Here is a 21,249-nt window from a genome sequence, read left to right on the forward strand (position 1 = left end):
CGCACCCTCGACCGGCTGACCCTGGAGACCCCATGGACCTGCAACTGCTCCTGGCTCTCGTGCTCGGCATCAGCACGATCGTCGTCGTCGTGCTGTTCACCCGGCTCGACGCCTTCGTCGCACTCCTGCTCGCCTCGCTCGTGACCGGCTTCGTGGCCGGCGTACCCGCGCTCGACACGATCAACTCGATGACGACCGGGTTCGGCACCACGTTGGCCTCGATCGGCATCGTGATCGGGCTGGGGGTCGGGATCGGCAAGATCCTCGAGGTCTCCGGCGCCGCCGACACGCTCGCGCGGGCTTTCGTGAAGGCGCTGGGCCGGGGCCGCGAGCACTGGGCGATGGCCGGCACCGGCGCGGTCGTCTCCATCCCGGTCTTCTGCGACTCCGGCTACGTCATCATGAACCCGCTCGCCCGCTCGATCGCCCGACGGTTGCGGGGCCGCTACGTCACCCTCGCCCTGGCGCTCGGCTGCGGCATGACGGTCACCCACCACCTCGTCCCGCCGACTCCCGGACCACTCGGCGTGGCGGGGATCCTCGGCGCGGACCTCGGTGCGCTGGTCCTCGCCGGGCTGGCCTTCTCGATCGTCCTGCTCCCGGTCGTGGTGCTGTACGCCGCGTGGATCGGCCCCAAGCTCGAGCCCGAGCTCAACGAGGACGTCCGCGCCGCGGTCTACGAGGAAGTGGAGGCGACCAGCCGTGGCGGCGGCACCGCGACGGCGACGCGGACCACGGCGGGCGGCGACGACCACGACGAACCGGCCGAGCAGGACCCGGGCCACCGGCTCGGCGAGCCGCCGGCCGGTCAAGGGCCCCACCGGGTCGGCATCGGCCTCGCCTCGCTCCCGCTGGTCGCGCCGCTGCTCCTGATCGTCGCGAACACCGTGGCGACCGCGATCGACCGGAACGCCCAGGGCGTCCTCTCCCCCGACGACGAGTACACCCCGTCCGGCATCGCCCAGGTGCTCGCCTTCGTCGGCCACCCGGTGGTCGCCCTCACCATCGGGATCGTCCTCGCCGTCTACCTGCTCCTGCCCCGCTGGTCGCCGCGGAAGCAGGTCCACCACTGGCTCGCCGAGGCCGCGGCCTCCGCGGGGCTGATCATCCTCATCACCGGTGCCGGCGGTGCTCTCGGCCAGGTCCTCCGCGACTCCGGCGTGGGCGACGAGCTGGCCGAGGCGATCTCGTCCCTCAGCCTGCCCGGCGTGCTGGTGCCGTTCCTCGTCGCGAGCCTCGTCCGGCTGGCGCAGGGCTCGGGCACCGTCGCGATGATCACGGCCGCGTCGGTCACCGCACCGCTGGTCGACGGGCTCGGCCTCTCGGCCCTGCTCGCCGCGCTCGCCTGCTGCGCGGGCTCGATGGTGTTCAGCTACTTCAACGACTCGTACTTCTGGGTCGTCACCCGCTTCGCCGGCCTGGACGGTGTCTCCGCGCTCCGCGGCTGGTCCGGGATCACGACGGCGGTCTGGATCGCCTCGCTGCCCCTGCTGCTCGTCGCCAGCCTGTTCCTCTGATGGCGGAGGTGCTCGTCGTCGCCGACGACCTGACCGGTGCGAACGCCGCTGCGGCCGGGTTCGCCCGGGCCGGGCTCCGCGCCGCGACGGCGAGCGCCGCCGACCGTGCCGGGCTGGTGGCGGAGATGGTCGCCCGCTTCGACGTGGTCGTGGCCACCACCGACAGCCGGCACGCCGACGGGGCCACCGCCGCCGAGCGCGTCGCCGCCGTCGTACGCGCGGGGTGGCCGGCCCGCCTCGTCTGCAACCGCATCGACACCACCCTGCGTGGCAACGTCGGCGCCACCACCCGGGCGCTCCTCGACGAGGTGGCCGGGCTGAGCGGCTCGCGCGTCGTCGTCCTCTGTGCCCCGGCCCACCCCGCCGCGGACCGGCACACCATCGGCGGCACCCAGCTGCTTCGGGGCCAGCGGCTCGAGGAGACCGAGGTCGCCCACGACGCCCGAACGCCGATGCGCACCTCGGACGTCGCCGCGATCATCCGGCAGCAGGCCGACCTCGCCGTGGCCGGGATCCCGATGTCCGCGGTGACCGCGACGCCGGACGAGCTCGTCGCGACGATCCGCGCCGCGCTCGAGGAGGGAGCGGAGGTGCTCGTCGCGGACGCCACGACCGAGGCGCACCTCGAGCGCGCCTCCACGGCCGCGGTCGCCGCGGCGGAGGGGCTGGACCTGGTGTGGGTCACCAGCGACCCCGGCCCGGCGTCCGTCGCGATGGCGCGCGCCCTCGGCCTCGAGCCCCGCAGCCAGGGCGCTCCGCTGCTCGCCGTCTCCGGCTCGGCCACCGAGCTGACCCGCACCCAGCTGCAGCAGCTCGCGACCGAGCGCGGCGCCCACCTGCACCGCGCGCCGACCTGCGGGGACTCCCCCGTCCCCGACACCGACGCGACGGCACGGCTCCTCGACTCGGCGTTCTCCGACGCCGACCCCGACGACGTGCTCGTCGTCGCCACCGTCCTCACCGAGTCCGACCTGCACCCGGTCACGCCCACGCAGGCGGAGGAGATCCCGCGGGCCCTCGCACGCGCCGTACGCAGGACGCTCGAGGTGCACCGTGTCGACGGACTCTTCACGACCGGCGGCGACGTGACCGCAGCGGTCCTCCACGAGCTCGGCTCGCACGGGCTCGAGGTGTCCGACGAGGTCGTGCCGCTCGCCGTCGCCGGTAGCGTCGTCGGCGGCCCCTGGGACGGCCTCCAGATCGTCACCAAGGGCGGCCTCGTCGGCGACGCCGGCACGACGGTCGCCTGCCTCGACCAGCTGCGCACCAACGCCGACGTGCACCGCCGGCAGGTCACCTCCGCGCAGTCCCGCACGCCGTACTGATCCCCCCACCCCCACAGGAGAGAAGAGCACCCATGACCCGCCACGTCCTCGCCCTCACCCTCGGAGACCCCGTGGGCATCGGCCCCGAGATCACCGCGAAGACCCTGGCCGAGACCGCCGGCGCGCAGGGCCACCACGGCATCGCCGTCGGCGACCCGGTCGCTCTCCGCGCGGGCGCCCGGGCGATGGGGCTCGACGTCGAGGTGCGGGTCGTCGACGCCTTCGACGTGGAGCCGGCCGGCCCCGGGTTCATCGACGTCTACGACACCGGCGTCCTCGGCGACGGCATGCCCGCGTGGGGCAAGGTCGACGAGCGCGCCGGCCGGGCCGCGATCGCTTCCATCGAGGTGGCGACGCAGGCCGCGATGGAGCGCCGCGTGGCCGGCGTCGTCACCGGCCCGATCAACAAGGAGGCGATCTGGGCCGCCGGCTCGAAGCACCTCGGCCACACCGAGATGCTCGGCGAGCTCACCGGCGTGACGCAGCAGGACACGATGTTCGTCGTCCGCAACGACGACGCCGGTGGCCACCACCTGCGGATCTTCTTCACGACCCGCCACGTCTCGCTGCGCAAGGCGCTGGACCAGCTCACCAAGGACCGCATCCTTGCCTCGATCCGCAAGGCACACACGGCTCTCGAGGTCTTCGGCGTGGAGAAGCCGCGGCTCGCAGTGGCGGCGCTCAACCCGCACGGCGGCGAGAACGGCGCCTTCGGCGACGAGGAGATCGAGCACATCGGGCCGGCCTGCGACGCCGCGCGGGCCGAGGGGCTCGACGTGCACGGCCCGATCCCGGCCGACTCGGTCTTCCACCAGGGGCTGGTGGGCCGCTTCGACGGCGTGCTCTCGCAGTTCCACGACCAGGGCCACATCCCTGCGAAGACGTTCGACTTCGACGGGACGATCTCGGTCACCGTCGGCCTGCCGATCCTGCGCACCTCGGTGGACCACGGCACCGCGTTCGACATCGCGGGGAGCGGCAAGGCGGGCCACGGCACGATGCTGTCCGCCTACCTCGCCGCGGTCGACTACGCGCCGTTCGTCGACAACATCCGGAAGACCTACGGCTCCTGACCGAGGACGCGTGAGGTGACGAGCAGCAGCGTGCGGCGGGCGACCCGACAGCGGCGCGACGCCCTGGTGTCGCTGGTCGAGCACGGCGTGGACGCGGTGGCCACGCTGTCCGCGGAGGTCGGGGTCTCGCCCTCGACGGTGAGGAGGGACCTGGCGTGGCTCGCGCGCGAGGGGCGCATCGCCAGGACGTACGGCGGTGCGCTGGCTCGCGAGCGGTTCCACGAGCGGTCGTTCACCGAGAGCGAGCGGCTCCACCAGGCGGCGAAGAAGCGGATCGCCGAGGTCGCCGTCGACCTGGTGCCCGATGCGGCGACGGTGTTCCTCGACGCCGGCACCACGTGCCTTGCCCTCGCCCGGCTGCTCGCGACCCGTGGTCCGCGGACCGTGTTCACCCGCGGGCTGGAGGCAGCCGCCCTGCTGGCCAAGGCGCCCGACGTCGAGGTGGTGCTGCTCGGCGGCCGCGTCCAACCGTTGAGCCACGGGCTCGTCGGGCCGCTGGCCGCCCTGGCCCTGGACCGGCTGGCGGTCGACGTCGCGTTCCTCGGCGCCGACGCCGTCGACCCGGCCCGCGGGATCGGCGAGCCGACCCACGACGAGACCGCGGTGAAGGAGCGGGCGGCGGCGGTCGCCGCCCGGGTCGTGCTCCTCGCGGACTCCTCCAAGCTGAGTGCGGCGCCCGTCCCCGCGTGGCTGCCGATCGACCCGTCGTGGACCCTCGTCACCGACCCGGGTGCGGACGAGGAGGCACTGTCGGCGTTCGCGTCGTACGGCGTCCGGGTGCTCAGTCCCGAGGGCGGGTCCTGACGGGAGGGACCTGGTCGTCAGGACCGGAGTCGGGCTCACAGGACCGCGCGAAGCCGTCCAACGCCTTCACCCACGTGCGCGCGATCATCCGGCGCACCGGCCGGCTCTCGAGCAGCCTCAGCAGGATCCGCTCCCAGCGCCGCGTGACGCCGGTGTGCGTCCAGTAGGCGTGCACCCGGCTGCCGCCGCCGTCGAGCGGGGAGATCCGGAACTCGCCGATCCCTCCGCCGCCCCAGCTGCCCTCCACCACGACCGTCCGGACCACCGACGGGTCCGACCAGTCGTAGCGGGACACGACCCAGAACGGCGAGCCGGCGGTGTTCTCGCGCGCCACGGCCCAGGTGTCGCCGACCTCCCGCACCTCGTACCCCTTCGGGTCGAGCGTGCGGCTCCAGATCCGGGTGCGGCGGTCGGTGAAGTCGGTCAGGGCCTCGCGCACCTGCGCCGGCGACGCCTGGGTGGTCACCTCGAAGCGCACGGCACTCACCCGCCTGCGAGCCGCACGCCGTGGCGTGCGGTGACGTCGAGGATCGCCTCGATGGACTCCTCGGCGGGTCGGTCGGTGGGCACGGCGCCCGCGAAGTCGGCGAAGAACCGGCCGGCCCGGTCGCCGGTGGTGACCCCTACGATCCGGGCCGTGTCCCCGAGCACCTCGAAGCCGGCCGGCGTCCCCGCGGGGAACACGACGACACCGCCGGGCTCCACGTCGTACGTCGTGCCGCCGACCAGGGCGGTGATCCGGCCCTCGACCAGGTAGAGCACGGCGCTCCACGGCGAGACGTGCGGAGGAGCCATGGGTCGGGCGGGCGCGATCACCTCGAACATCTCGAAGGCGCCCTCGGCGTCGCGGACCGCGGCCTTCGCGACGTGGTCGCCGTCGATCATCCGGTAGGTCGGTCCTTCCCCGGACGCGAGGTGGATTGCGCTGGCGCTGGCGCTGGTGGTGGTGGGCTGCGGGTCGAATGTCGTCATGGGGCCACGGTCCGCCGCTCCGGCGGCCGCCGCATCCGGGCGGTCCCGCGAGAAGAGGGAGGGTCTGCCCTGGTCCGCGGATGGCCCTGCCGTGCCACGCTGTCCCCATGTGGCCGGCGGTCACTGCCCAGCGGACGGGGTACGACGACGCGCCCTCGCTCGCGCGTGAGGCGCTGGTCGGCACGCTGGGAGTCCTCGTCCTCGGGCTCGTCGGGTACGGCGCCACGCTGGGGTTCCACCTCGGCAACCTGCACAACGGGCTGCTCGCGCTGACCTTCGCGGGCGTGGGGCTCTACGTGCTGCGGGCGCGGCCGGGCCACCCGGTCGGCCAGCTCTTCGTCTACCTGGGCGTGGCGGGTGCGGTGATGTACTTCGGCCGCCAGTACGCCCTCTCCTCCCTCGCGCTTCCCGGGGCCGAGTGGCTGGCATGGACCTCGATCTGGCTCGTGCCGGTGGAGATGGCGGCGGCGGGCGTGGCGGTGATGGTCTTCCCGACCGGCGTGCACCTGTCGCACCGGTGGCGCGCCGCGTCGTACGTCATGGTCGCGGTGGCGGCGCTGCTCGCGACCATGTCCGCCCTCTGGCCGATCGAGGACGACTGGCGCGACAGCCGGCTCAGCTTCCCGTTCCGGCTCGACGGCGTGGAGACCGCGCAGTCGGTGGGTGGCCCGCTGATGATCGGCGGCTACACGGCCTTCCAGCTGCTGTGGGCGGCTGCGGTGGTCACCCGGTCGCGCCGGGCCGGTGGCGACGAGGCACGCCAGCTGCGCTGGGTGGTCTACGCCGTGGCGGTGTCGCTGGTGCTGCTGAGCGCCGGCCAGCTCGTCGCCGGCACGCCGGTCGTCGGGCTGCTCGCACTGCCGCTGGTGCCGCTGGCCGCAGGGGTCGCGATCGTGCGGTACCGGCTCTACGACATCGACCCGGTGATCAACAGGACCCTGGTCGTCGGTGTCCTGGTGCTGCTGGTCTTCGCCGGCTACGTCGCAGTCGTGATCGGCGTCGGCGCGCTGCTGCCGATCGAGGAGCCGTTGCTCGCGCTCGCGGCCACGGCGACGGTCGCCGTCGCCTTCGAACCGGTACGCCGTCGCGCGCAGGCGTTCGCCGACCGGCTGGTGTACGGCGACCGGCCCACGCCGTACCAGACCCTGTCCCGGCTCTCGGCCCAGCTGAGCCACAACGACGCCGAGCTGCTCGACGGCCTGGCCGCGACCATCGCCGGCGGGGTGGGCGCGTCCTCGGTGGTGATCTGGGTCGGCGACCCCGAGCGCATGGAGCGGGTCGCCGGCTGGCCGACCACGTCAGAGGTGGAGACCTCGTCTCTGGCCGGGCTCGCGGGCTCCCGCGACCTGGTGCGAGCGCTGCACCACGACGGCCAGGTGCGTGGGGCGCTGGTGCTCCGCTGGCCTCCCGGCACCTCTCTCGCACGCGCCGAGGCACAGCTCCTCGCCGACCTGGCAGCCCAAGCAGGGTTGGTGATCGACCACCGCGCCCGGCTCCAGCAGGTCGCCCGGCAGGCCGCGGAGCTGCAGGCCGCGGCCCGGCGCATCGTCGCTGCCGAGTCGCTCGCCCGTCGGAGGATCGAGCGCGACCTGCACGACGGCGCCCAGCAACGGCTGGTGTCGCTCGGGATGGAGCTCGGCGCGCTGGTCGAGCGCGCTGCGGTGGCCGGCGACGGTGACCTGGTGCGCCGGGCCGAGGAAGCACGGCGCCACCTGCTCGACGCGACCGCGGAGCTGCGGGAGATGGCGCGCGGGATCCACCCGGCCGCGCTCACCCAGGACGGGCTGGAGGCGGCCCTGGGAACCCTCGCCGACCGGTCGCCGGTGCCGGTGCGGCTGCACGTCGAGCTGGGCCGCCGGCTGCCCTCCGAGGTGGAGGCGACCGCCTACTTCGTGGTCAGCGAGGCGTTGACCAACGCGGCGCGGCACGCCGACGCGGAGGTCGTCGACGTCGTCGTGGCGCTGCGCCCCGGCCGCCTCGCGGTCGAGGTGCGGGACGACGGCGTCGGCGGTGCGGACGCGAGCGGGGGCAGCGGGTTGCAGGGGCTGGCCGACCGGCTGTCGGCGCTGGGCGCACGGCTCGAGGTCGAGAGCCCGCCGGCGCGCGGGACCGTGGTGAGGACGGCGCTGCCGTGCGGGTGATGCTCGCCGACGACGCCGTGCTGCTCCGCGAGGGGCTGGCACGGATCCTCGGCGACTCCGGGTTCGAGGTCGTCGGCCAGGCCGGGGACGGGCCGTCGCTGGTGCATCTCGTCCACCGGCAGCCGCCCGACGTCGCCGTCATCGACATCCGCATGCCGCCCGGCTTCGCCAGCGAGGGCATCGACGCGGCGGCCGAGATCCGCGCCGTCGCCCCGGAGGTCGGGCTCCTGCTGCTCTCGCAGCACGTCGAGGTGCACCACGCGCTGCGGCTGATGACCGAGTTCGACGGCGGGGTGGGCTACCTGCTGAAGGACCGGGTCTCGGACCTGGGCGCGTTCGCGGCCGACGTACGGCGCGTGGCCGGTGGCGACGTCGTGATCGACTCCGACCTCGTGACGCGGCTGGTCGCGCGGCGTCGGCGGCAGGACCCGCTGCAGCGGCTCTCCGAGAGGGAGCGGGAGGTGCTCGCGCTGATGGCTCAGGGGCTCACCAACGCCGCTCTGTCGGAGGAGCTGCACGTGAGTCCGAAGACCATCGAGGGCCACGTCCGGAGCATCTTCACCAAGCTCGACCTCGGCGCCGACGAGCGGTCGCACCGCCGGGTGCTCGCGGTGCTGCAATACCTCCGCAGCTGAGCGAGGCCCAGGGTTCTCCCTCGGCAGGGAGCCGGGGCGCCCCCGATGCGCACGTCCCGGGAGCGGCCGAGCCTGGGAGCCATGACCACACTCCGTTCCTCGAGCACGATCCCGACCGCGCCGCGCGTGCACCGCGCCGGCTACCCGTTCCTCGTCGCCGGCGGCCTGGCGTTCTTCGCCGGCGGCCCGCTGCACCCGCAGGGCAGCGACGAGGGCGACAAGACGGAGCAGCTGCACTCGATGCTCGTCGACCCCGCCTGGTACGCCGCCCACCTGGTCGGGCTGCTCGGCTTCGCCTGCGTCGCTGCGGGGCTCGTCGCCCTGCAGCGCGACCCGGCGCTGCGCGAAGGGCTCGGCCGGCTCCTGCCGGCGTCGGCGGTGGTGGCCGTGGTCGCCGTCGTCGGGGCCGTCGTCCACCTCTTCGCCGCGACCCAGGCGGAGGAGATCGAGGACGGCAGCACGACGCCGCTGGTCGCCGCCTTCATGGGCGTGGAGACGATCGTCAACCCTGTCTGGGGTCTGATGGTCGCGGCGCTCGCCGTCGCCGGCGGACGCCGCCGGGTGCTCGGCAACCGGATCGTGGTGCCGCTCGGGCTGCTGGGTGGGCTGGCGTTCGCCGTGGCGACGGCGACCATCGCCTTCGTCGACACCTTCGACCCGCTGTTCCCCGTCGCCGGGCTTGCCGGGCTGTGGCTGGTCGCCGTCGGGCTGCGGGGTGTCTTCCGGCGCGGATGAGGCCGCGTGACCCGGCGACGCTCAGACGGCGCGCCGCCGGGTCGCGTCGCGGATCTCCCCGACCAGCTCCTCGAGCACGTCCTCCAGCGCGACCAGCCCCACCACGCCGTCCCCTGCCGACGGGTCGGCGGCGCTGCCGACCACACGAGCGAGATGGGCCCCGGAACGTTGCAGCTTCGCCGCGGCGAGGTGCAGCGGGTCGTCGACGGCGACCGTCGCGAACGCCCGGATCCACTTGTCGGCGACGGGTCGCTGGTGCTTCCCCGGGTCGGTCTCCAGCACGTCCTTGATGTGCAGGTAGCCGACGAGCCCACCGTCCTCGTCGGCGACCGGGTACCGGGAGAACCCGGTCGCGGCGCAGGCCTGCTCGACCTGGGCGACCGAGACGTTGCGGGGCAGGGTCACGAGCTCCTCGCGGGGCAGCAGCACCGCCTCCACCCTCCGCTCGGTGAACCCCAGGGCGCCGGCCAGCCGCTCGTACTCGTCCTCGTCGAGCAGCCCCTCGCCCCGAGACTCCTCGACCAGGTCGGCGACCTGCTCGCGGGTGAACGCGGAGGCGACCTCCGCCCGAGGGGTGACCCGGAGCAGCCGCAGCACTCCGTTCGCGATCGCGTTCAGCACGACGATGACCGGCCGGAACACCTTGACGATCGCGACCATGGGCGGCCCCAGGAGCAGGGCGGCGCGCTCCGGTCCGGCGATCGCGAGATTCTTCGGCACCATCTCCCCGAGCACGACGTGCAGGTACACCACGACCGTCATGGCCACCGCGAAGGCGACCGGGTGCAGGGCCTGCTCCGGAAGGCCGGCGGCATGGAAGGCCGGCTCGAGCAGGTGGGCCACGGCCGGCTCGCCGACCGCACCGAGCCCGAGGGAGCAGATCGTGATGCCGAGCTGGGCGCCGGCCATCACGAGGCTGATGTCCTCCATCGCCCTCAACGTCGTGCGCGCCGCCCGGGAGCCGGCGGCGGCGCGCGGCTCGATCTGGGTCCGACGAGCGGAGATCAGTGCGAACTCGGCACCGACGAAGAAGGCGTTGGCCGCCAACAGCACCACCGCGACCCCCACGGCCACCAGGTCGCTCATCGGCCGGCCTCCTCGTCGCCGGCCGGGCGGGTGCTCAGCGCCACCCTCGCGATGCGGAGCCCGTCCATCCGCTCCACCCGCAGCACCGCCTCGAGGGCCACCGGCTCACCGTCGTCGTAGGCCAGCTGCGGCGGGAGCTCCGCGACCGCCTCGTCGCCGGTCTCCGGCATCCGCCCGAGCAGGTGCAGCACCAACCCGGCCACGGTGTCGTAGTCGTCGTCCTCGGGAAGTGGTACGCCGGTCAGGTGCCCCACCTCGTCGGGGCGCAGCAGCCCCGACAACGACCAGGAGCCGTCACGCCGACGGCGCGCACGGGCCCCGAGGCGGTCGTGCTCGTCGGCGATGTCCCCCACGATCTCCTCGACGACGTCCTCCAGGGTGACCACACCGGCGGTGCCGCCGTACTCGTCGATGACGACGGCGAGCTGGAGCCCCTCCCCACGCAGCTGTTCGAGCAGCGGATCGAGCTCCAGGGTCGCCGGCACCACCGTCGGCTCGACCATCACCTCGGCGACGCGGCGCTCGCCGCGGGCCCCGACCGGGACCGCGACCGCGTGCTTGACGTGCACGGCGCCGACCACGTCGTCGACGTCCTCGCCGGTGACCGGGAACCGGGAGTGGCCCGTGCGACGCGCCAGCTCGACCAGCGCCTCCACCGGGGCGTTCGCCGGCACGGTGCTCATCTGCACCCGCGGCGTCATGATGTCGTCGGCGATGCGGTCTCCGAAGGCGACCGAGCGGGCCATCAGCCGCGCGGTCCGGGACTCCAGGGTGCCTTCCGCGGCGGAGCGGTCGATGAGCGAGGCGAGCTCCTCGGCGCTGCGCGCCGAGCGCAGCTCCTCCTGCGGCTCCACCCCGAGCCGCCGGACCAGGGCGTTCGCCGAGCCGTTGAGGAACCGGATCGGGAGCCGCATCGCGGCGGTGAACCCGCGTTGGAACCGCTGCGTCGCTCGTGCCACCTCCAGCGGCTCGGCGATGGCGAGGTTCTTGGGCACGAGCTCGCCGAACACCATCGTCGCCGCCGTGGCCAGCACCAGCCCGACGCCGACCGCGATCCCGGGCACCGCCCGCTCGGCGACGCCGACCGCGAGCAGCGGCTCCTCGACGAGCGCGGCGATCGCCGGTTCGGCGAGGAACCCGATGGCCAGGTTGGTGACGGTGATCCCGACCTGTGCCCCGGACAGCTGGGTGGAGAGCGACCGGCGGGCCGCACGTACACCGACGGCACCCTTGTCACCGGCATCGGCGGCACGTTCGACGGCGGACCGGTCGGCGGTGACCAAGGAGAACTCGGCCGCGACGAACATCCCGCACGCCGCGACCAGGAGCACGGCCACCGCGAGCAGCAGCAGCTCGGTCACCTCTCACCTCCGACCAGGTCGACGGTGCAGAGGCTGGTGCCTCGCGGAGGTTGGCTCATCAGGGGTGCGGCTCCGGGTGTGGGGCGGTGGTCGAACCGCAGTGTGCCGCACCAACCTGAGCGCGCTCTGAGGCCGTGGGCCCTTGGGTCGCGTCGGTCGGTGCCGTCTACCCTTCAGCCGTGCACCGCCTGCTCGCCTGCGTCTCGTGCCTGGCCCACATGGTCTTCGTCGGCTTCACCGTCATCGGCGGGTTCCTGGCCTGGTTGGTCCCCGCGCTGCTGGTTCCGCACCTGGCTGCGGCGGCGTGGGGTGGACGGATGGCGATCACCCGAGCCGCGTGCCCCCTGTCGCGGATCGAGAACTGGGCCCGCCGCCGCGCCGGCAAGCCGCAGCTCCACGAGCGTGGGTTCGTCGCGCACTACTTCGAGGGCAAGGTCTACCCGGCCCGGTGGGCCCGCAAGGTCGAGGTCGCGGTCGGTGGCCTGGTCGTCTCCTCCTGGGCCGTGCTCGCCGCCCGCTGAGCCTCACACCTGCTCGGGGTCACCGCCACGGCCCCGCGCCCTGGACATCTGCCATGGCACCTGCCGCCCGTTGCGGGGCACGGTCAAGGACGGGCGTCGTACCCGAGCATCAGGAAGAACAAGCGCCAACGCGCCCGGCTGCTGAGGATCCTCATCGGGTGTCACCTCCCCCCGCTCGCGGTGGGTCCTGCGCTGTGGACGTCACGCTGCGGATCGGCGGGCACAAGCGGCCGCGAGGCGGTGGCCCCAAGGGTGTCGATGAACTCCCTGACCAGCTCCGCGGTGCGCACCGGCGCCTCAAGGTGTGGTGAGTGGCCCACGCCGTCGAGCAGGCTGGTCTGCCACAGCGGTTGCAGCGCTGCGAGCCGGCGCAGCCCGCCCTCGGGAAGGATCCGGTCCAGCGCGCCGTGCAGGACGAGCGTCGGGGCCTGCACGGCCTCGATCGCGCATGTGTAGGCGTTGCCACGCGCAACGAGGAGCCCGACGGACCGGGCGGCTTCCACGAAGGCTGCGTGGCCCTCGCCGGAGCAGTCCGCGGCGACCAGCTCGACGAGCAGCCGGCGGGTAGCCTCGTCGATCGCTTCCTCGGACGCGCAGGTCAGCTGGAGTCGACGGCGCACGTACTCCTCGGGGCCCAGCCGTCTCAGCTGGAAACCGAGGGCGGTCCGGGCCAGCGAAGGCCACGCGCACAGCAGCACGTGAGCCGCCAGTGCGGGGCTGATCGGTTCGACGCGCCGGCGTGGGACCGGCGGAGCCAGCAGCACGAGCGCGGCGACGGTGTCAGGCCGGTAGGCGGCCTGCAGCACCGCGATGCTGGCCCCCATCGAGTGACCCACGACGACAGCCGGGGAGTCCAAGCGCTGCAGCACCCGGTCCAGCAGGTCCTGATTCGCAGCGACGCTCACGGATCGTCCGGCCCGCGGCAACCTGCCGTGCCCGGGAAGGTCGACGGCCAGGATCCGGTGCGACCCGGCCAACGCTTGCGCGAAGGGCCGCCACGTGACGTGGGAGTTGCCCAGCCCATGGACGCAAACGAGCGTGGGCACGTTCGGCGCACCGCCGTAATCGGCGACGTGGACGGGGCCGTCCACGTCGACGACGAAGGAACGAGGGGACACGAGATCCGAACGCACGCCGACTCCGATCGGTGCAGAGAGAGAGTCAGCCTTGGCTCAGCTGGTCAGCGTGGGGATACCCAGGAGCGAAGGAGCAGAACCTTGTGACTCTGACCACCTGATGTCCTCGTACGGGAGCGGCTCTCGTGTGGTCGGAGGAGGTCGTCTCGGAAGGTCGTCCGCAGCGGCGGGCGGTGCTGCGACCACCAGCGCTGGCTCTCCAGTACGACCTCAACGAGGGGCCCTGCGTCGCCTCGGTCGAGAACACCCCGGTGGTGGTGGTGGAGCACGCTCGCCACGACCAACGCTGGCCGAACTACATGCCGAAGGCCGTCAAGGCCGGGCTCCGCGCGCAACTAGCACTGCGCCTCTACACCGACCAGGACACCCTCGGCGGCCTCAACCTCTACTCCACCGAAGCCGAAACCGTCCATCCGGACGCGGTGGCGATGGCAGAACTGTTCGCCACCCACGCCGCGATCGCCCTGGACCGAGCCCGGTACGACCACCAGCTCAACGAGGCGCTGGGATCACGCAAGACCATCGGCCAAGCGGTGGGACTGCTCATGCAGCGCTACCAGATCGATGAAGACCGCGCCTTCCACTTCCTCGTCCGTGCCTCGTCCACCAGCAACATGAAGCTTCGGGCGATCGCCCAAGAGGTTGTCGACACCGCGAATCAGGAGTTCCGCACACCGTCTTCGACCTGACCACACGGGCTGGTCCGCGGAGACGGGGCCAGAAAGCGACAATGTCCCGAGACACCTCAATGGTGTCTCGGGACATCACACTTGTAGCGGGGGCAGGATTTGAACCTGCGACCTCTGGGTTATGAGCCCAGCGAGCTACCGAGCTGCTCCACCCCGCGTCGGTGAATCCCACGTTACCGGCCCCGAACGGAGGATCCAAATCGGGGGCCCGCGCCGCTAGGGTCCCCGGGTACGCCGAGGGAGGCACGGTGACACCAGGAGCACGGGGGTACCGCTGGGTGGTCCTGACCGCGTTCATGGCGGTCAACCTGACGATCCAGACACTGTGGATCAGCTACGCCCCGGTCTCCAACCAGGCGGAGGAGCTCTACGGCGTCTCGGACGTGGCGGTCGCGGCGTTCGCCATGTCGTTCATGGTCGCCTACCTCCCCGTCTCCCTGCCGGCGTCGTACCTCATCGACCACCGCGGGCTCCGCTTCGCCGCCGGGCTGGGCGCGCTCCTGGCCGGGGTGGCCGGGGTGGCGCGCGGGCTCGCCGGGGACCACTACGCAGCCGCGCTGCTCGCGACGGCGGGGGCGGCCATCGCGCAGCCCTTCCTGCTCAACGCGTGGACGACGCTGTCCACCCGCTGGTTCCCGCGCTCGCAGCGCGCGACCGCGGTCAGCCTGATCACGCTCGCCAACCTCCTCGGCACGGGCATCGGGGTCGCGGCGACACCGTCCCTGGTCGAGGCGACGTCGATCCCCCGCACCCAGCTGCTGTACGGAGTGGCCGCGCTGGTCTCCGGCGTGGTCTTCGTGCTGGTGGCCCGCGACCGGCCACCGGTGCGACCGGACGCGGGTTCCGACGACGCTCACGCGCTCGTCGTCCACGGGATCGGGCGGGTGCTGCGGATCCGGCCGTTCCTCGTCCTGCTCGTCCTCGCGTTCGTCGCGCTCGGCGTCTTCAACGGGATCACCACGTGGGTCGAGGAGATCGTCGCGCCGCGGGGCTTCACCCCTGACGACGCCGGCACGCTTGGAGCGCTGCTCCTGGTCGGCGGCGTGCTCGGCGCCGTCGTGCTGTCGGGCTGGTCGGACCGGGCAGCCCGACGGGTGCCGTTCCTGGCCCTCGGACTCGCCGCGACCGCGCCCGGCGTGGTGTGGCTGGCCCTGGCCGGCTCGCGGCCGGGGCTCTTCGCGTCGGCCGCCCTCGTCGGGTTCTTCCTCACCAGCGTGATGCCGGTCGGGATGCAGTACGCCGCGGAGATCACCGCCCCGGCGCCCGAGGGCACCTCCAACGGGCTGGTGCAGCTCGCCGGCCAGGCGTCGGTCGTCTTCGTGCTGCTCATGGGAGTGACCCGGACGGACGACGGCTCGTTCACGCCGTCCCTCGTCGGCCTCGCCGTCATGCTCGTCGTCGGCGGGCTCCTCGCCGCCCGGCTCCCCGAGCCCGCGCACCACCTCCGGCTCCGGACCGCGCCGTTGGCGTCCGAGCTAGACCACCAGCCGCGCACGTGAACGGACCTTGACGCGAGAACCCGGGCGGATCGCGTCAAAGCTCGTTCACGTGACCCGCCGGCCGAGCAGGGAGCTCACTTCAGCGGGTCGTGGCCCCAGTTCATCAGCGAGTACCGCACCCCTACCCGATGAGCCGCGGAAACAACGGGGAGCCCGTGACCCACCTGGTGGATCACGGGCTCCCCGCTCGTGTCAGCCCTGCTGGCCCTCGGGCTCGGCGGCCTCGGACTCCTGCTGCGCGAGCTCGAGCGCCTGCGTCACGAGCTCCTGGGCCTCGTCGTTCAGCCGCGCATAGCGGGAGAGGTCCCCCTCGCGTAGCGCCTGCTCGGCCTCGCGGAACCGCTCGTCGGCCTGGGCGAGCAGGTCGAGGACCTCGGTCGGGACCTCCTCGGACTGGCCGCCACCGCCTCCGCCGCCCCCGCCGCCGGGCTCCTCACCGCCGGGCGAGCCGCCCTCGACGCCGGTGTCGCGGTCGGTCACGGTGCCGCTCTCGACGATCTGCTCGAGGGCCTCGGCCAGGGTGCGGCCGTAGCCGGCGCTGTCACCGAACGACGCGAGGACGAACTGGAGCACCGGGTAGGCGCCCTGGCCGCTCTCGCGCAGCGCGTAGACGGGCTGCACGTAGAGCAGCCCGCCGCCGACCGGCAACGTCAGCAGGTTGCCGTTGACGACCTGGGAGTTCTGCCGGATCGAGAGCAGCTGGTCCTGGATCGCCTGGTCGGCCGCGAACGTGTTCGCGATCTGCGAGGGGCCCTGGACCTGCGTCTCGTCCGGGAGCCGCAGGATCCGGATCTTCCCGTAGTCGTCGCTGGTCGCGTCGGAGTTCACCGAGATGAACGACGCGAGGTTCGACCGGTTGGTCGGGACGTAGACGCTGGTCAGCGAGAACACCGGGTTCTCCTCGACCGGCGTCTCGTCGCCGGCGTTCGGCTCTTCCGTCTCCTCCTCGCCCTCGGCGGCCTCCTCCTGCTCGACGGGCAGCTGCACCGAGAGCCGGTAGGGCGGCTGCTTGTTCGACTGCGAGGCCGGGTCCTCCGGGACCTCCCAGAGGTCGGTGCCCTTGTAGAAGTCCTGGGGCTCGGTGATGTGGTAGTCGGCGAGGATGTGCCGCTGCACCTTGAACAGGTCCTCGGGGTAGCGCAGGTGCTCCTCGAGCTCGTCGGGGATCGAGTCCTTCGACTCGACCGTGCCGGGGAAGATCTCCTGCCACGCGTCGAGGAGCGGGTCCTCCTCGTCCCACTCGTAGAGGGTCACGGTGCCGTCGTACGCGTCGACCGTGGCCTTCACCGAGTTGCGCATGTAGTTGATCTGGTCGGTCGGCAGGGTGACGTACGACGTGGTCGGGGCGAGCGCGTCGCTGGTCATCTCCTGGAACGACTCACGCTCGGCGTTGGGGTAGCGGTCGGTCGTCGTGTAGCCGTCGAGCACCCAGAGCACCCGGCCGTCGACGATCGCCGGGTAGGGGTCGCGGTCGATCGTCAACCACGGGGCGACCTTCGCCACCCGCTCGCGGGGGTGCCGCTCGTAGAGGATCTTGGAGTTCTCGTTGACCCGGCTCGAGAGCACGATGTTCGGCTCGCCGAACTTGATGGCGTAGAGCAGCTTGTTGAAGATGTTGCCGACCCCGACGCCGTCCTCGCCCGCGTAGGTCGTCGTGCCGCGCTCGCCGGAGGACTCCTCCGGGATGTCGAGCTCGACGTTGGCGCCGTCCTCGGGCTTGCCGACGATGGAGTAGGTCGGGCTCTTCTCCCCGAAGTAGATCCGGGGCTCGTAGCCGTCCTCGCTGAGGTCGCTCAGCTCGCCCTCCGGCGGGAGGTCCTCCTCGGCCCACGGCGGCTCGTCGTCGCTGGGGATCTGGTTGTCGGCGGTCAGGTTGTTGCCGAACGCCGCGACCACGCCGAAGCCGTGGGTGTAGACGGTGTGCTGGTTGGCCCAGTTGCGCTGGTCGTCGACGAGGCCGGACTGGTCGAGCTCGCGGACGCTGAGCACGATGTCGCGCTCCTGCATGTTGCCGTCGCTGTCCGGGATCCGGTAGCGGTCGACGTCGAGCACCTCGGAGACGCTGTAGTAGCCGCGGACCTGCTGGAGCTGCTCGAAGGCCTGGCTCATCCGCAGCGGGTCGATCAGCCGGATGCCGGGCAGCGACGCGGCGCTCTGCAGCAGCTGGTCGCGCTCGACGGACACTGTCGCGTTGTAGGGCTGCTCCTGCACGTCGTCGACGTCGAACGCGGCTCTCGTCGCGGCGATGTTCTCTCGGAGGAAGTCCTCTTCCTTGTCCGGCTGCGAGGGACGGACCTGGAACTGCCACACGATCCCCGGCCACAGCGCGCCGAGCAGCACCGCGGAGAGCACCAGCAGCCCGAGCCCCACCGACGGCAGCAGCCAGGTGCGGCGCAGCACGTTGGCGAAGAACAGCAGCGCGCAGATCAGCGAGATGACCATGAGGATGTTCTTCGACGGCAGCACCGCGTGGAACGAGGTGTAGTTGATGCCGGTGAAGCGGCGCCCCTGGTCGGTGGTCAGGTCGAAGCGGTCGAGCCAGTAGTCGACGGCCTTCACGAGCACGAAGAGCCCGAGCAGCACCGAGAACTGCACCTGTGCGGCGCCGCTCACCTTGTCGCCGCGCGACTGCAGGCGGATGCCGCCGAACAGGTAGTGCACCACCACCGACGCGACCAGCCCGAGCACGATCGTCATCAGCGCGAAGTTGACGACGTAGTGCAGCCACGGGAGCTCGAAGACGAAGAACCCGACGTCGCGCCCCTCGAAGAAGGCGGCGTCCACGCCGAACTCCTTCTGGTGGCGCCAGAGCAGGAAGTTGCGCCACTGGCCCGCCGCGGACCCGCCGGCGACCAGTCCGAGGAGCACCGCGATCGCGACGACGACCCACTTGCGCATCGGCTCGACGGCGTCGCGGTAGCGGTCGAGGCTCGCCTCGCTCGGGAGCGGTCGGAAGTCGGGCCGCTGGCGGAACGCGATGACGATGTTGGCCGCGACGAACGCGCCCATGAGGATCCCGAAGACCACGAACAGCAGCACCCGGGTGCCGAGGGTCTTGGTGAAGACGCCGGAGTAGCCCACGCTCTCGAACCAGAGCCGGTCGGTCCACACACCGGTGAACGCCGACAGCATGAAGAACAGCACGATCAGCAACGCACCGGTGACCAGAAGCACCTTGGAGCGCCGTGGCCGTGCGGGCGCGGCGGTCCGCCGCGGTGGGGTGGGCTCGTCGTCGAAGAGTCCGCTCACTGCCTGTTCACCAGGTCCTCACTGCTCGTCGGCCACGAGCGTGGCCTGCAACAACTCTAGGAGGGCCGGCACCAGGTCCGGCCCCTCGACCACGGAGAGGTCGTCGTCGTGGGAGCGCAGCCGCAGCGCGCAGTACGTCGAGCCGGTGCGCGTCGCGGCCGCGACCATCCGGACCTCCTGGGCCTCGGGGTGGTTCGTCGCGACCTCACGGGCCTCGTCCTCGTCCTCCGGCAGCTCGACCGTCGGGGGCACCACGATCCGCTCGACCGCGACCGCGGTGCCGTGCACCTCCGAGGGCCAGACGATCTGCGTGAGCAGCTCCTCGAGGGCGCCGGCGTCGTCGAGCGGCTCCTGCTCGATCGGGGTGAGGCTGCCGGTCAGGTCGGCCGACGGGTCGACGCCGATCGCGTCGGCGAGCCCGGGCTCGGCGCTGAGCAGCTCCTCGGTGAGCACCAGGGCGTACATCCGCGGCGGCTGGTCCCAGCCGCCGCCGGCGACGTGCCGCTCGAGCTCGAGGACGACACCACGCAGCGCGAGGTCCGCGGCCGGCTCCAAGGGAGCGCCGTCGGGCCCGGCGGGCACCTGGTCGCTGTTGGGGTCGTAGGGGATGTCGGTCACTCGTCGCACCTCGGTAGCTCGGCGTCAGGGTCCTCGACGTACTTCTGCAGGGAGTCCAGCGCGCTGGAGAAGGTGTCCGCGCGGACCAGCTCGATGGAGTCGACGGGAGCACCGACCGCGACGGCGCAGTTGTCCGGCGGCACGAGGAACAGCGTCGCGCCGCTCTCCTCCGCGCCGGCGATCTTCTGCCGGATCCCGCCGATCGGGCCCACCCGGCCGTCGGCGTCGATCGAGCCGGTGCCCGCGACGACCGTGCCGTCGAGCAGGGCGCCCGGGGTGAGCACGTCGTAGACGGAAAGCGCGAACATCAGCCCCGCGCTCGGCCCCCCGATCGTGTCGTCGATGCCGACCCGCACGTCGAAGGGGAACTCGTAGCCGGTGCCGACGAGGATCCCGAGCAGCGCCCGGTCGGGGTCGTCCGGTGCGGCGGTCGGGGTGATCTCCACCCGCCGGTCCTCGCCGCCGCGGCGCACCTCGACGGTCGCCGGCTCCCCCACCTCGAGCCGACCGACGAGGCGGAAGACGTCCTCGACGTCCTCGACGGGGCGGCCGTCGACGGCGAGGATCCGGTCGCGCGGCTTGAGCAGCTTCGCCGAGGGGCCGCCAGGGGTGATGCCGGTGACCTCGGCGTACGTCGGGAGGTCGTAGCCGAGCTCGGTGAGCGCGACCGCGACCGCGGTGTCCTGGGAGTTGACCATCTGGGCGGCGGACTCGGCCCGCTCCTGCTCCGCGGAGCTCCGGTCCGGGTACATCGCCTCGTAGGGCAGCACCGCGACGTCGTCGTCGAACCAGCCGGCAAGGGCGCCGACGAGCGTCACCTTGGCCTCGGGGTTGGTCACCGAGACGGTGGTCAGCCGCATCTCGCCGTCGGTCGGGTAGGTGCGGTGCCCCTCGACGTCGACCACGGGCTCGCCGCCGTTCTCCCCCAGCACGTCGACGGTGACCCCGGGCGACACCGTCACGAACGGCACCGAGAGCCGGGCGACCTGGAGCCCGAGCACGACGAGCAGCAGGATCGCCAGCAGGCTGGCGGCGGTCCGGCGGCTCATGCCAGCCACCCTCTCACCACCCGCCAATCATTCGCGGCGGCCGGGTCGGCTGACCCGTGCCCTCTCAGCGACCGCTCAGTCTCCCCTCAGTCGCCCCTCAGTCGCCGCGGCGCGAGGGGCGTACCGCGATGCCGGTGCTCCGGTCCCGCACGGCGACCGGGCGGGGCTTGCCGGCCGCGGGGTGGTCCTTGGCCATCGCGGCGGCGAACCGCTCGTACGCCGCCTCCGACCGGTCCCGCTCGTCGCGGCGCGGCCGACCGGCCCACGCCGCCCACAGCATCGCCAGCACCGTCGCACCACCCGCGGGCGCCAGCCACCACAGGATCTCCACGGGACGAACCGTAAGCCGCGGCGACCGCCGACCGTGGGAGCGACGCCCGGTCAGGGCAGCCCGACCCACTCCTCGGTGCCGTCGGAGAACGCCTGGTGCTTCCAGATCGGGACGGTTGCCTTGAGGTCGTCGATGAGGTCGCGGGCCGCGTCGAAGGCCTGGCCGCGGTGGGCGGCGGCGGCGGCCACCACGACGGCGGCGTCGCCGATCGCCAGCTCGCCCACTCGGTGCACCGCGGCGACCGCCGTGACGGGGTGGCGCGCGGCGACCTCCTCGACCACGGTGCGCAGCCGGTCGAGCGCGGTCGGGTGCGCGGAGTAGTCGAGGCCGGCGACCGCCTTGGCCTCGTCGTGGTCGCGGACGGTGCCGACGAACAGGGTGACGCCGCCGGCCGACGCGTCCTCGACGGCGGCGAGCACCTCCGCCACGTCCAGCGGGGTGCTCCGGATGTCGACCAACCGGACCGCGATCTCGCTCATCCCCCGGACCCTAGCCGCCCCCACGGGCT

The 21,249-nt window shown here is 72.7% G+C and carries 20 protein-coding genes and 1 tRNA gene; 10 read left to right on the top strand and 11 right to left on the bottom strand.

Annotated features, from left to right (window positions below):
• Positions 1–32 precede the first annotated feature (32 nt).
• From FIP57_RS05800 to FIP57_RS05815, 4 genes are read left to right on the top strand one after another with little or no spacing between them, the layout of a single operon-like run.
• Entirely contained in the window at positions 33–1,517 is a 1,485-nt protein-coding gene (locus FIP57_RS05800; RefSeq protein WP_148572599.1) for a GntP family permease, read from the top strand.
• Positions 1,517–2,842: a four-carbon acid sugar kinase family protein gene (locus FIP57_RS05805; protein ID WP_148572600.1), complete on the top strand. Its 1,326-nt coding sequence runs from the start codon at positions 1,517–1,519 to the stop codon at positions 2,840–2,842. Before FIP57_RS05800 ends, FIP57_RS05805 begins: the two co-directional genes overlap by 1 nt.
• A 32-nt stretch (positions 2,843–2,874) precedes the next feature.
• Positions 2,875–3,915 (top strand): 4-hydroxythreonine-4-phosphate dehydrogenase PdxA, encoded by a 1,041-nt coding sequence (gene pdxA, locus FIP57_RS05810; RefSeq protein ID WP_148572601.1) that lies wholly within the window; start codon positions 2,875–2,877, stop codon positions 3,913–3,915.
• Positions 3,916–3,930: 15 nt separating this feature from the next.
• Positions 3,931–4,719, top strand: coding sequence for a DeoR/GlpR family DNA-binding transcription regulator (locus tag FIP57_RS05815; RefSeq protein ID WP_148572602.1), 789 nt, complete (start codon positions 3,931–3,933; stop codon positions 4,717–4,719).
• Here the strand turns inward: FIP57_RS05815 and FIP57_RS05820 are convergent.
• Together FIP57_RS05820 and FIP57_RS05825 are read right to left on the bottom strand one after the other, a co-directional pair.
• Positions 4,697–5,197 (bottom strand): hypothetical protein, encoded by a 501-nt coding sequence (locus FIP57_RS05820; protein WP_148572603.1) that lies wholly within the window; start codon positions 5,195–5,197, stop codon positions 4,697–4,699. The two genes, FIP57_RS05815 and FIP57_RS05820, sit on opposite strands and share 23 nt — an antisense overlap.
• Positions 5,198–5,202: 5 nt before the next feature.
• Positions 5,203–5,691 (bottom strand): cupin domain-containing protein, encoded by a 489-nt coding sequence (locus FIP57_RS05825; protein WP_148572604.1) that lies wholly within the window; start codon positions 5,689–5,691, stop codon positions 5,203–5,205.
• A 107-nt stretch (positions 5,692–5,798) separates the two neighbouring features.
• Between FIP57_RS05825 and FIP57_RS05830 the strand changes: the two genes are divergently transcribed.
• The 3 genes from FIP57_RS05830 to FIP57_RS05840 all read left to right on the top strand — a co-directional run bounded on the left by FIP57_RS05830 (position 5,799) and on the right by FIP57_RS05840 (position 9,202).
• The gene (locus tag FIP57_RS05830) at positions 5,799–7,832 is read left to right on the top strand and encodes a sensor histidine kinase (protein WP_148572605.1); all 2,034 of its coding nucleotides are present in this window, start codon (positions 5,799–5,801) and stop codon (positions 7,830–7,832) included.
• Positions 7,832–8,467: a response regulator transcription factor gene (locus tag FIP57_RS05835; RefSeq protein ID WP_148573019.1), complete on the top strand. Its 636-nt coding sequence runs from the start codon at positions 7,832–7,834 to the stop codon at positions 8,465–8,467. The genes FIP57_RS05830 and FIP57_RS05835 overlap by 1 nt, the downstream gene beginning before the upstream one ends.
• 81 nt (positions 8,468–8,548) lie before the next feature.
• Positions 8,549–9,202, top strand: coding sequence for a hypothetical protein (locus FIP57_RS05840; protein ID WP_148572606.1), 654 nt, complete (start codon positions 8,549–8,551; stop codon positions 9,200–9,202).
• 21 nt (positions 9,203–9,223) lie between these two features.
• On the opposite strand, the gene FIP57_RS05845 is transcribed toward FIP57_RS05840, so the two are convergent.
• Positions 9,224–10,288, bottom strand: a complete 1,065-nt coding sequence (locus tag FIP57_RS05845) for a hemolysin family protein (RefSeq protein WP_148572607.1) — start codon at positions 10,286–10,288, stop codon at positions 9,224–9,226.
• Positions 10,285–11,649 (bottom strand): hemolysin family protein, encoded by a 1,365-nt coding sequence (locus tag FIP57_RS05850; protein ID WP_148572608.1) that lies wholly within the window; start codon positions 11,647–11,649, stop codon positions 10,285–10,287. The genes FIP57_RS05845 and FIP57_RS05850 overlap by 4 nt, the downstream gene beginning before the upstream one ends.
• A 179-nt stretch (positions 11,650–11,828) precedes the next feature.
• On the opposite strand from FIP57_RS05850, the gene FIP57_RS05855 reads away from it, so the two are divergent.
• The gene (locus FIP57_RS05855; protein ID WP_148572609.1) at positions 11,829–12,170 is read left to right on the top strand and encodes a DUF2784 domain-containing protein; all 342 of its coding nucleotides are present in this window, start codon (positions 11,829–11,831) and stop codon (positions 12,168–12,170) included.
• A 161-nt stretch (positions 12,171–12,331) separates the two neighbouring features.
• Here the strand turns inward: FIP57_RS05855 and FIP57_RS05860 are convergent, their stop codons facing one another.
• Entirely contained in the window at positions 12,332–13,261 is a 930-nt protein-coding gene (locus FIP57_RS05860; RefSeq protein WP_162529694.1) for an alpha/beta fold hydrolase, read from the bottom strand.
• Between the two features lie 170 nt (positions 13,262–13,431).
• Between FIP57_RS05860 and FIP57_RS05865 the strand changes: the two genes are divergently transcribed.
• Positions 13,432–13,995, top strand: a complete 564-nt coding sequence (locus tag FIP57_RS05865; RefSeq protein ID WP_148572611.1) for a GAF and ANTAR domain-containing protein — start codon at positions 13,432–13,434, stop codon at positions 13,993–13,995.
• A gap of 84 nt (positions 13,996–14,079) precedes the next feature.
• Here FIP57_RS05865 and FIP57_RS05870 read toward each other — a convergent pair.
• Positions 14,080–14,153, bottom strand: a tRNA-Met gene (locus tag FIP57_RS05870).
• 90 nt (positions 14,154–14,243) lie between these two features.
• On the opposite strand from FIP57_RS05870, the gene FIP57_RS05875 reads away from it, so the two are divergent.
• The gene (locus FIP57_RS05875; protein ID WP_148572612.1) at positions 14,244–15,494 is read left to right on the top strand and encodes an MFS transporter; all 1,251 of its coding nucleotides are present in this window, start codon (positions 14,244–14,246) and stop codon (positions 15,492–15,494) included.
• Between the two features lie 192 nt (positions 15,495–15,686).
• On the opposite strand, the gene FIP57_RS05880 is transcribed toward FIP57_RS05875, so the two are convergent.
• From FIP57_RS05880 to FIP57_RS05900, 5 genes are all read right to left on the bottom strand, one after another.
• Entirely contained in the window at positions 15,687–18,743 is a 3,057-nt protein-coding gene (locus FIP57_RS05880) for a UPF0182 family membrane protein (RefSeq protein WP_238993315.1), read from the bottom strand.
• An 18-nt stretch (positions 18,744–18,761) separates the two neighbouring features.
• Positions 18,762–19,361, bottom strand: coding sequence for a PPA1309 family protein (locus FIP57_RS05885; protein WP_238993316.1), 600 nt, complete (start codon positions 19,359–19,361; stop codon positions 18,762–18,764).
• Positions 19,358–20,410 carry a YlbL family protein gene (locus FIP57_RS05890; RefSeq protein ID WP_148572613.1) on the bottom strand — a complete coding sequence of 351 codons (1,053 nt, stop codon included), beginning with the start codon at positions 20,408–20,410 and terminating at the stop codon, positions 19,358–19,360. The genes FIP57_RS05885 and FIP57_RS05890 overlap by 4 nt, the downstream gene beginning before the upstream one ends.
• A gap of 97 nt (positions 20,411–20,507) precedes the next feature.
• Positions 20,508–20,741: a hypothetical protein gene (locus FIP57_RS05895; RefSeq protein WP_148572614.1), complete on the bottom strand. Its 234-nt coding sequence runs from the start codon at positions 20,739–20,741 to the stop codon at positions 20,508–20,510.
• Between the two features lie 50 nt (positions 20,742–20,791).
• Positions 20,792–21,220, bottom strand: coding sequence for a molybdenum cofactor biosynthesis protein MoaE (locus tag FIP57_RS05900; protein ID WP_148572615.1), 429 nt, complete (start codon positions 21,218–21,220; stop codon positions 20,792–20,794).
• Positions 21,221–21,249 lie beyond the last annotated feature (29 nt).

The organism is Nocardioides caldifontis, assembly GCF_008087345.1.
Classification (GTDB): Bacteria; Actinomycetota; Actinomycetes; order Propionibacteriales; family Nocardioidaceae; genus Marmoricola_A; species Marmoricola_A caldifontis.

Bases quoted from the DNA above. Each gene is read 5' to 3' on its own strand.
- FIP57_RS05840 (WP_148572606.1), top strand. From the start codon at position 8,549: ATGACCACACTCCGTTCCTCGAGCACGATCCCGACCGCGCCGCGCGTG.
- pdxA (WP_148572601.1), top strand. From the start codon at position 2,875: ATGACCCGCCACGTCCTCGCCCTCACCCTCGGAGACCCCGTGGGCATC.
- FIP57_RS05800 (WP_148572599.1), top strand. From the start codon at position 33: ATGGACCTGCAACTGCTCCTGGCTCTCGTGCTCGGCATCAGCACGATC.
- FIP57_RS05890 (WP_148572613.1), bottom strand. From the start codon at position 20,410: ATGAGCCGCCGGACCGCCGCCAGCCTGCTGGCGATCCTGCTGCTCGTC.
- FIP57_RS05900 (WP_148572615.1), bottom strand. From the start codon at position 21,220: ATGAGCGAGATCGCGGTCCGGTTGGTCGACATCCGGAGCACCCCGCTG.
- FIP57_RS05825 (WP_148572604.1), bottom strand. From the start codon at position 5,691: ATGACGACATTCGACCCGCAGCCCACCACCACCAGCGCCAGCGCCAGC.
- FIP57_RS05835 (WP_148573019.1), top strand. From the start codon at position 7,832: ATGCTCGCCGACGACGCCGTGCTGCTCCGCGAGGGGCTGGCACGGATC.
- FIP57_RS05805 (WP_148572600.1), top strand. From the start codon at position 1,517: ATGGCGGAGGTGCTCGTCGTCGCCGACGACCTGACCGGTGCGAACGCC.
- FIP57_RS05830 (WP_148572605.1), top strand. From the start codon at position 5,799: ATGTGGCCGGCGGTCACTGCCCAGCGGACGGGGTACGACGACGCGCCC.
- FIP57_RS05845 (WP_148572607.1), bottom strand. From the start codon at position 10,288: ATGAGCGACCTGGTGGCCGTGGGGGTCGCGGTGGTGCTGTTGGCGGCC.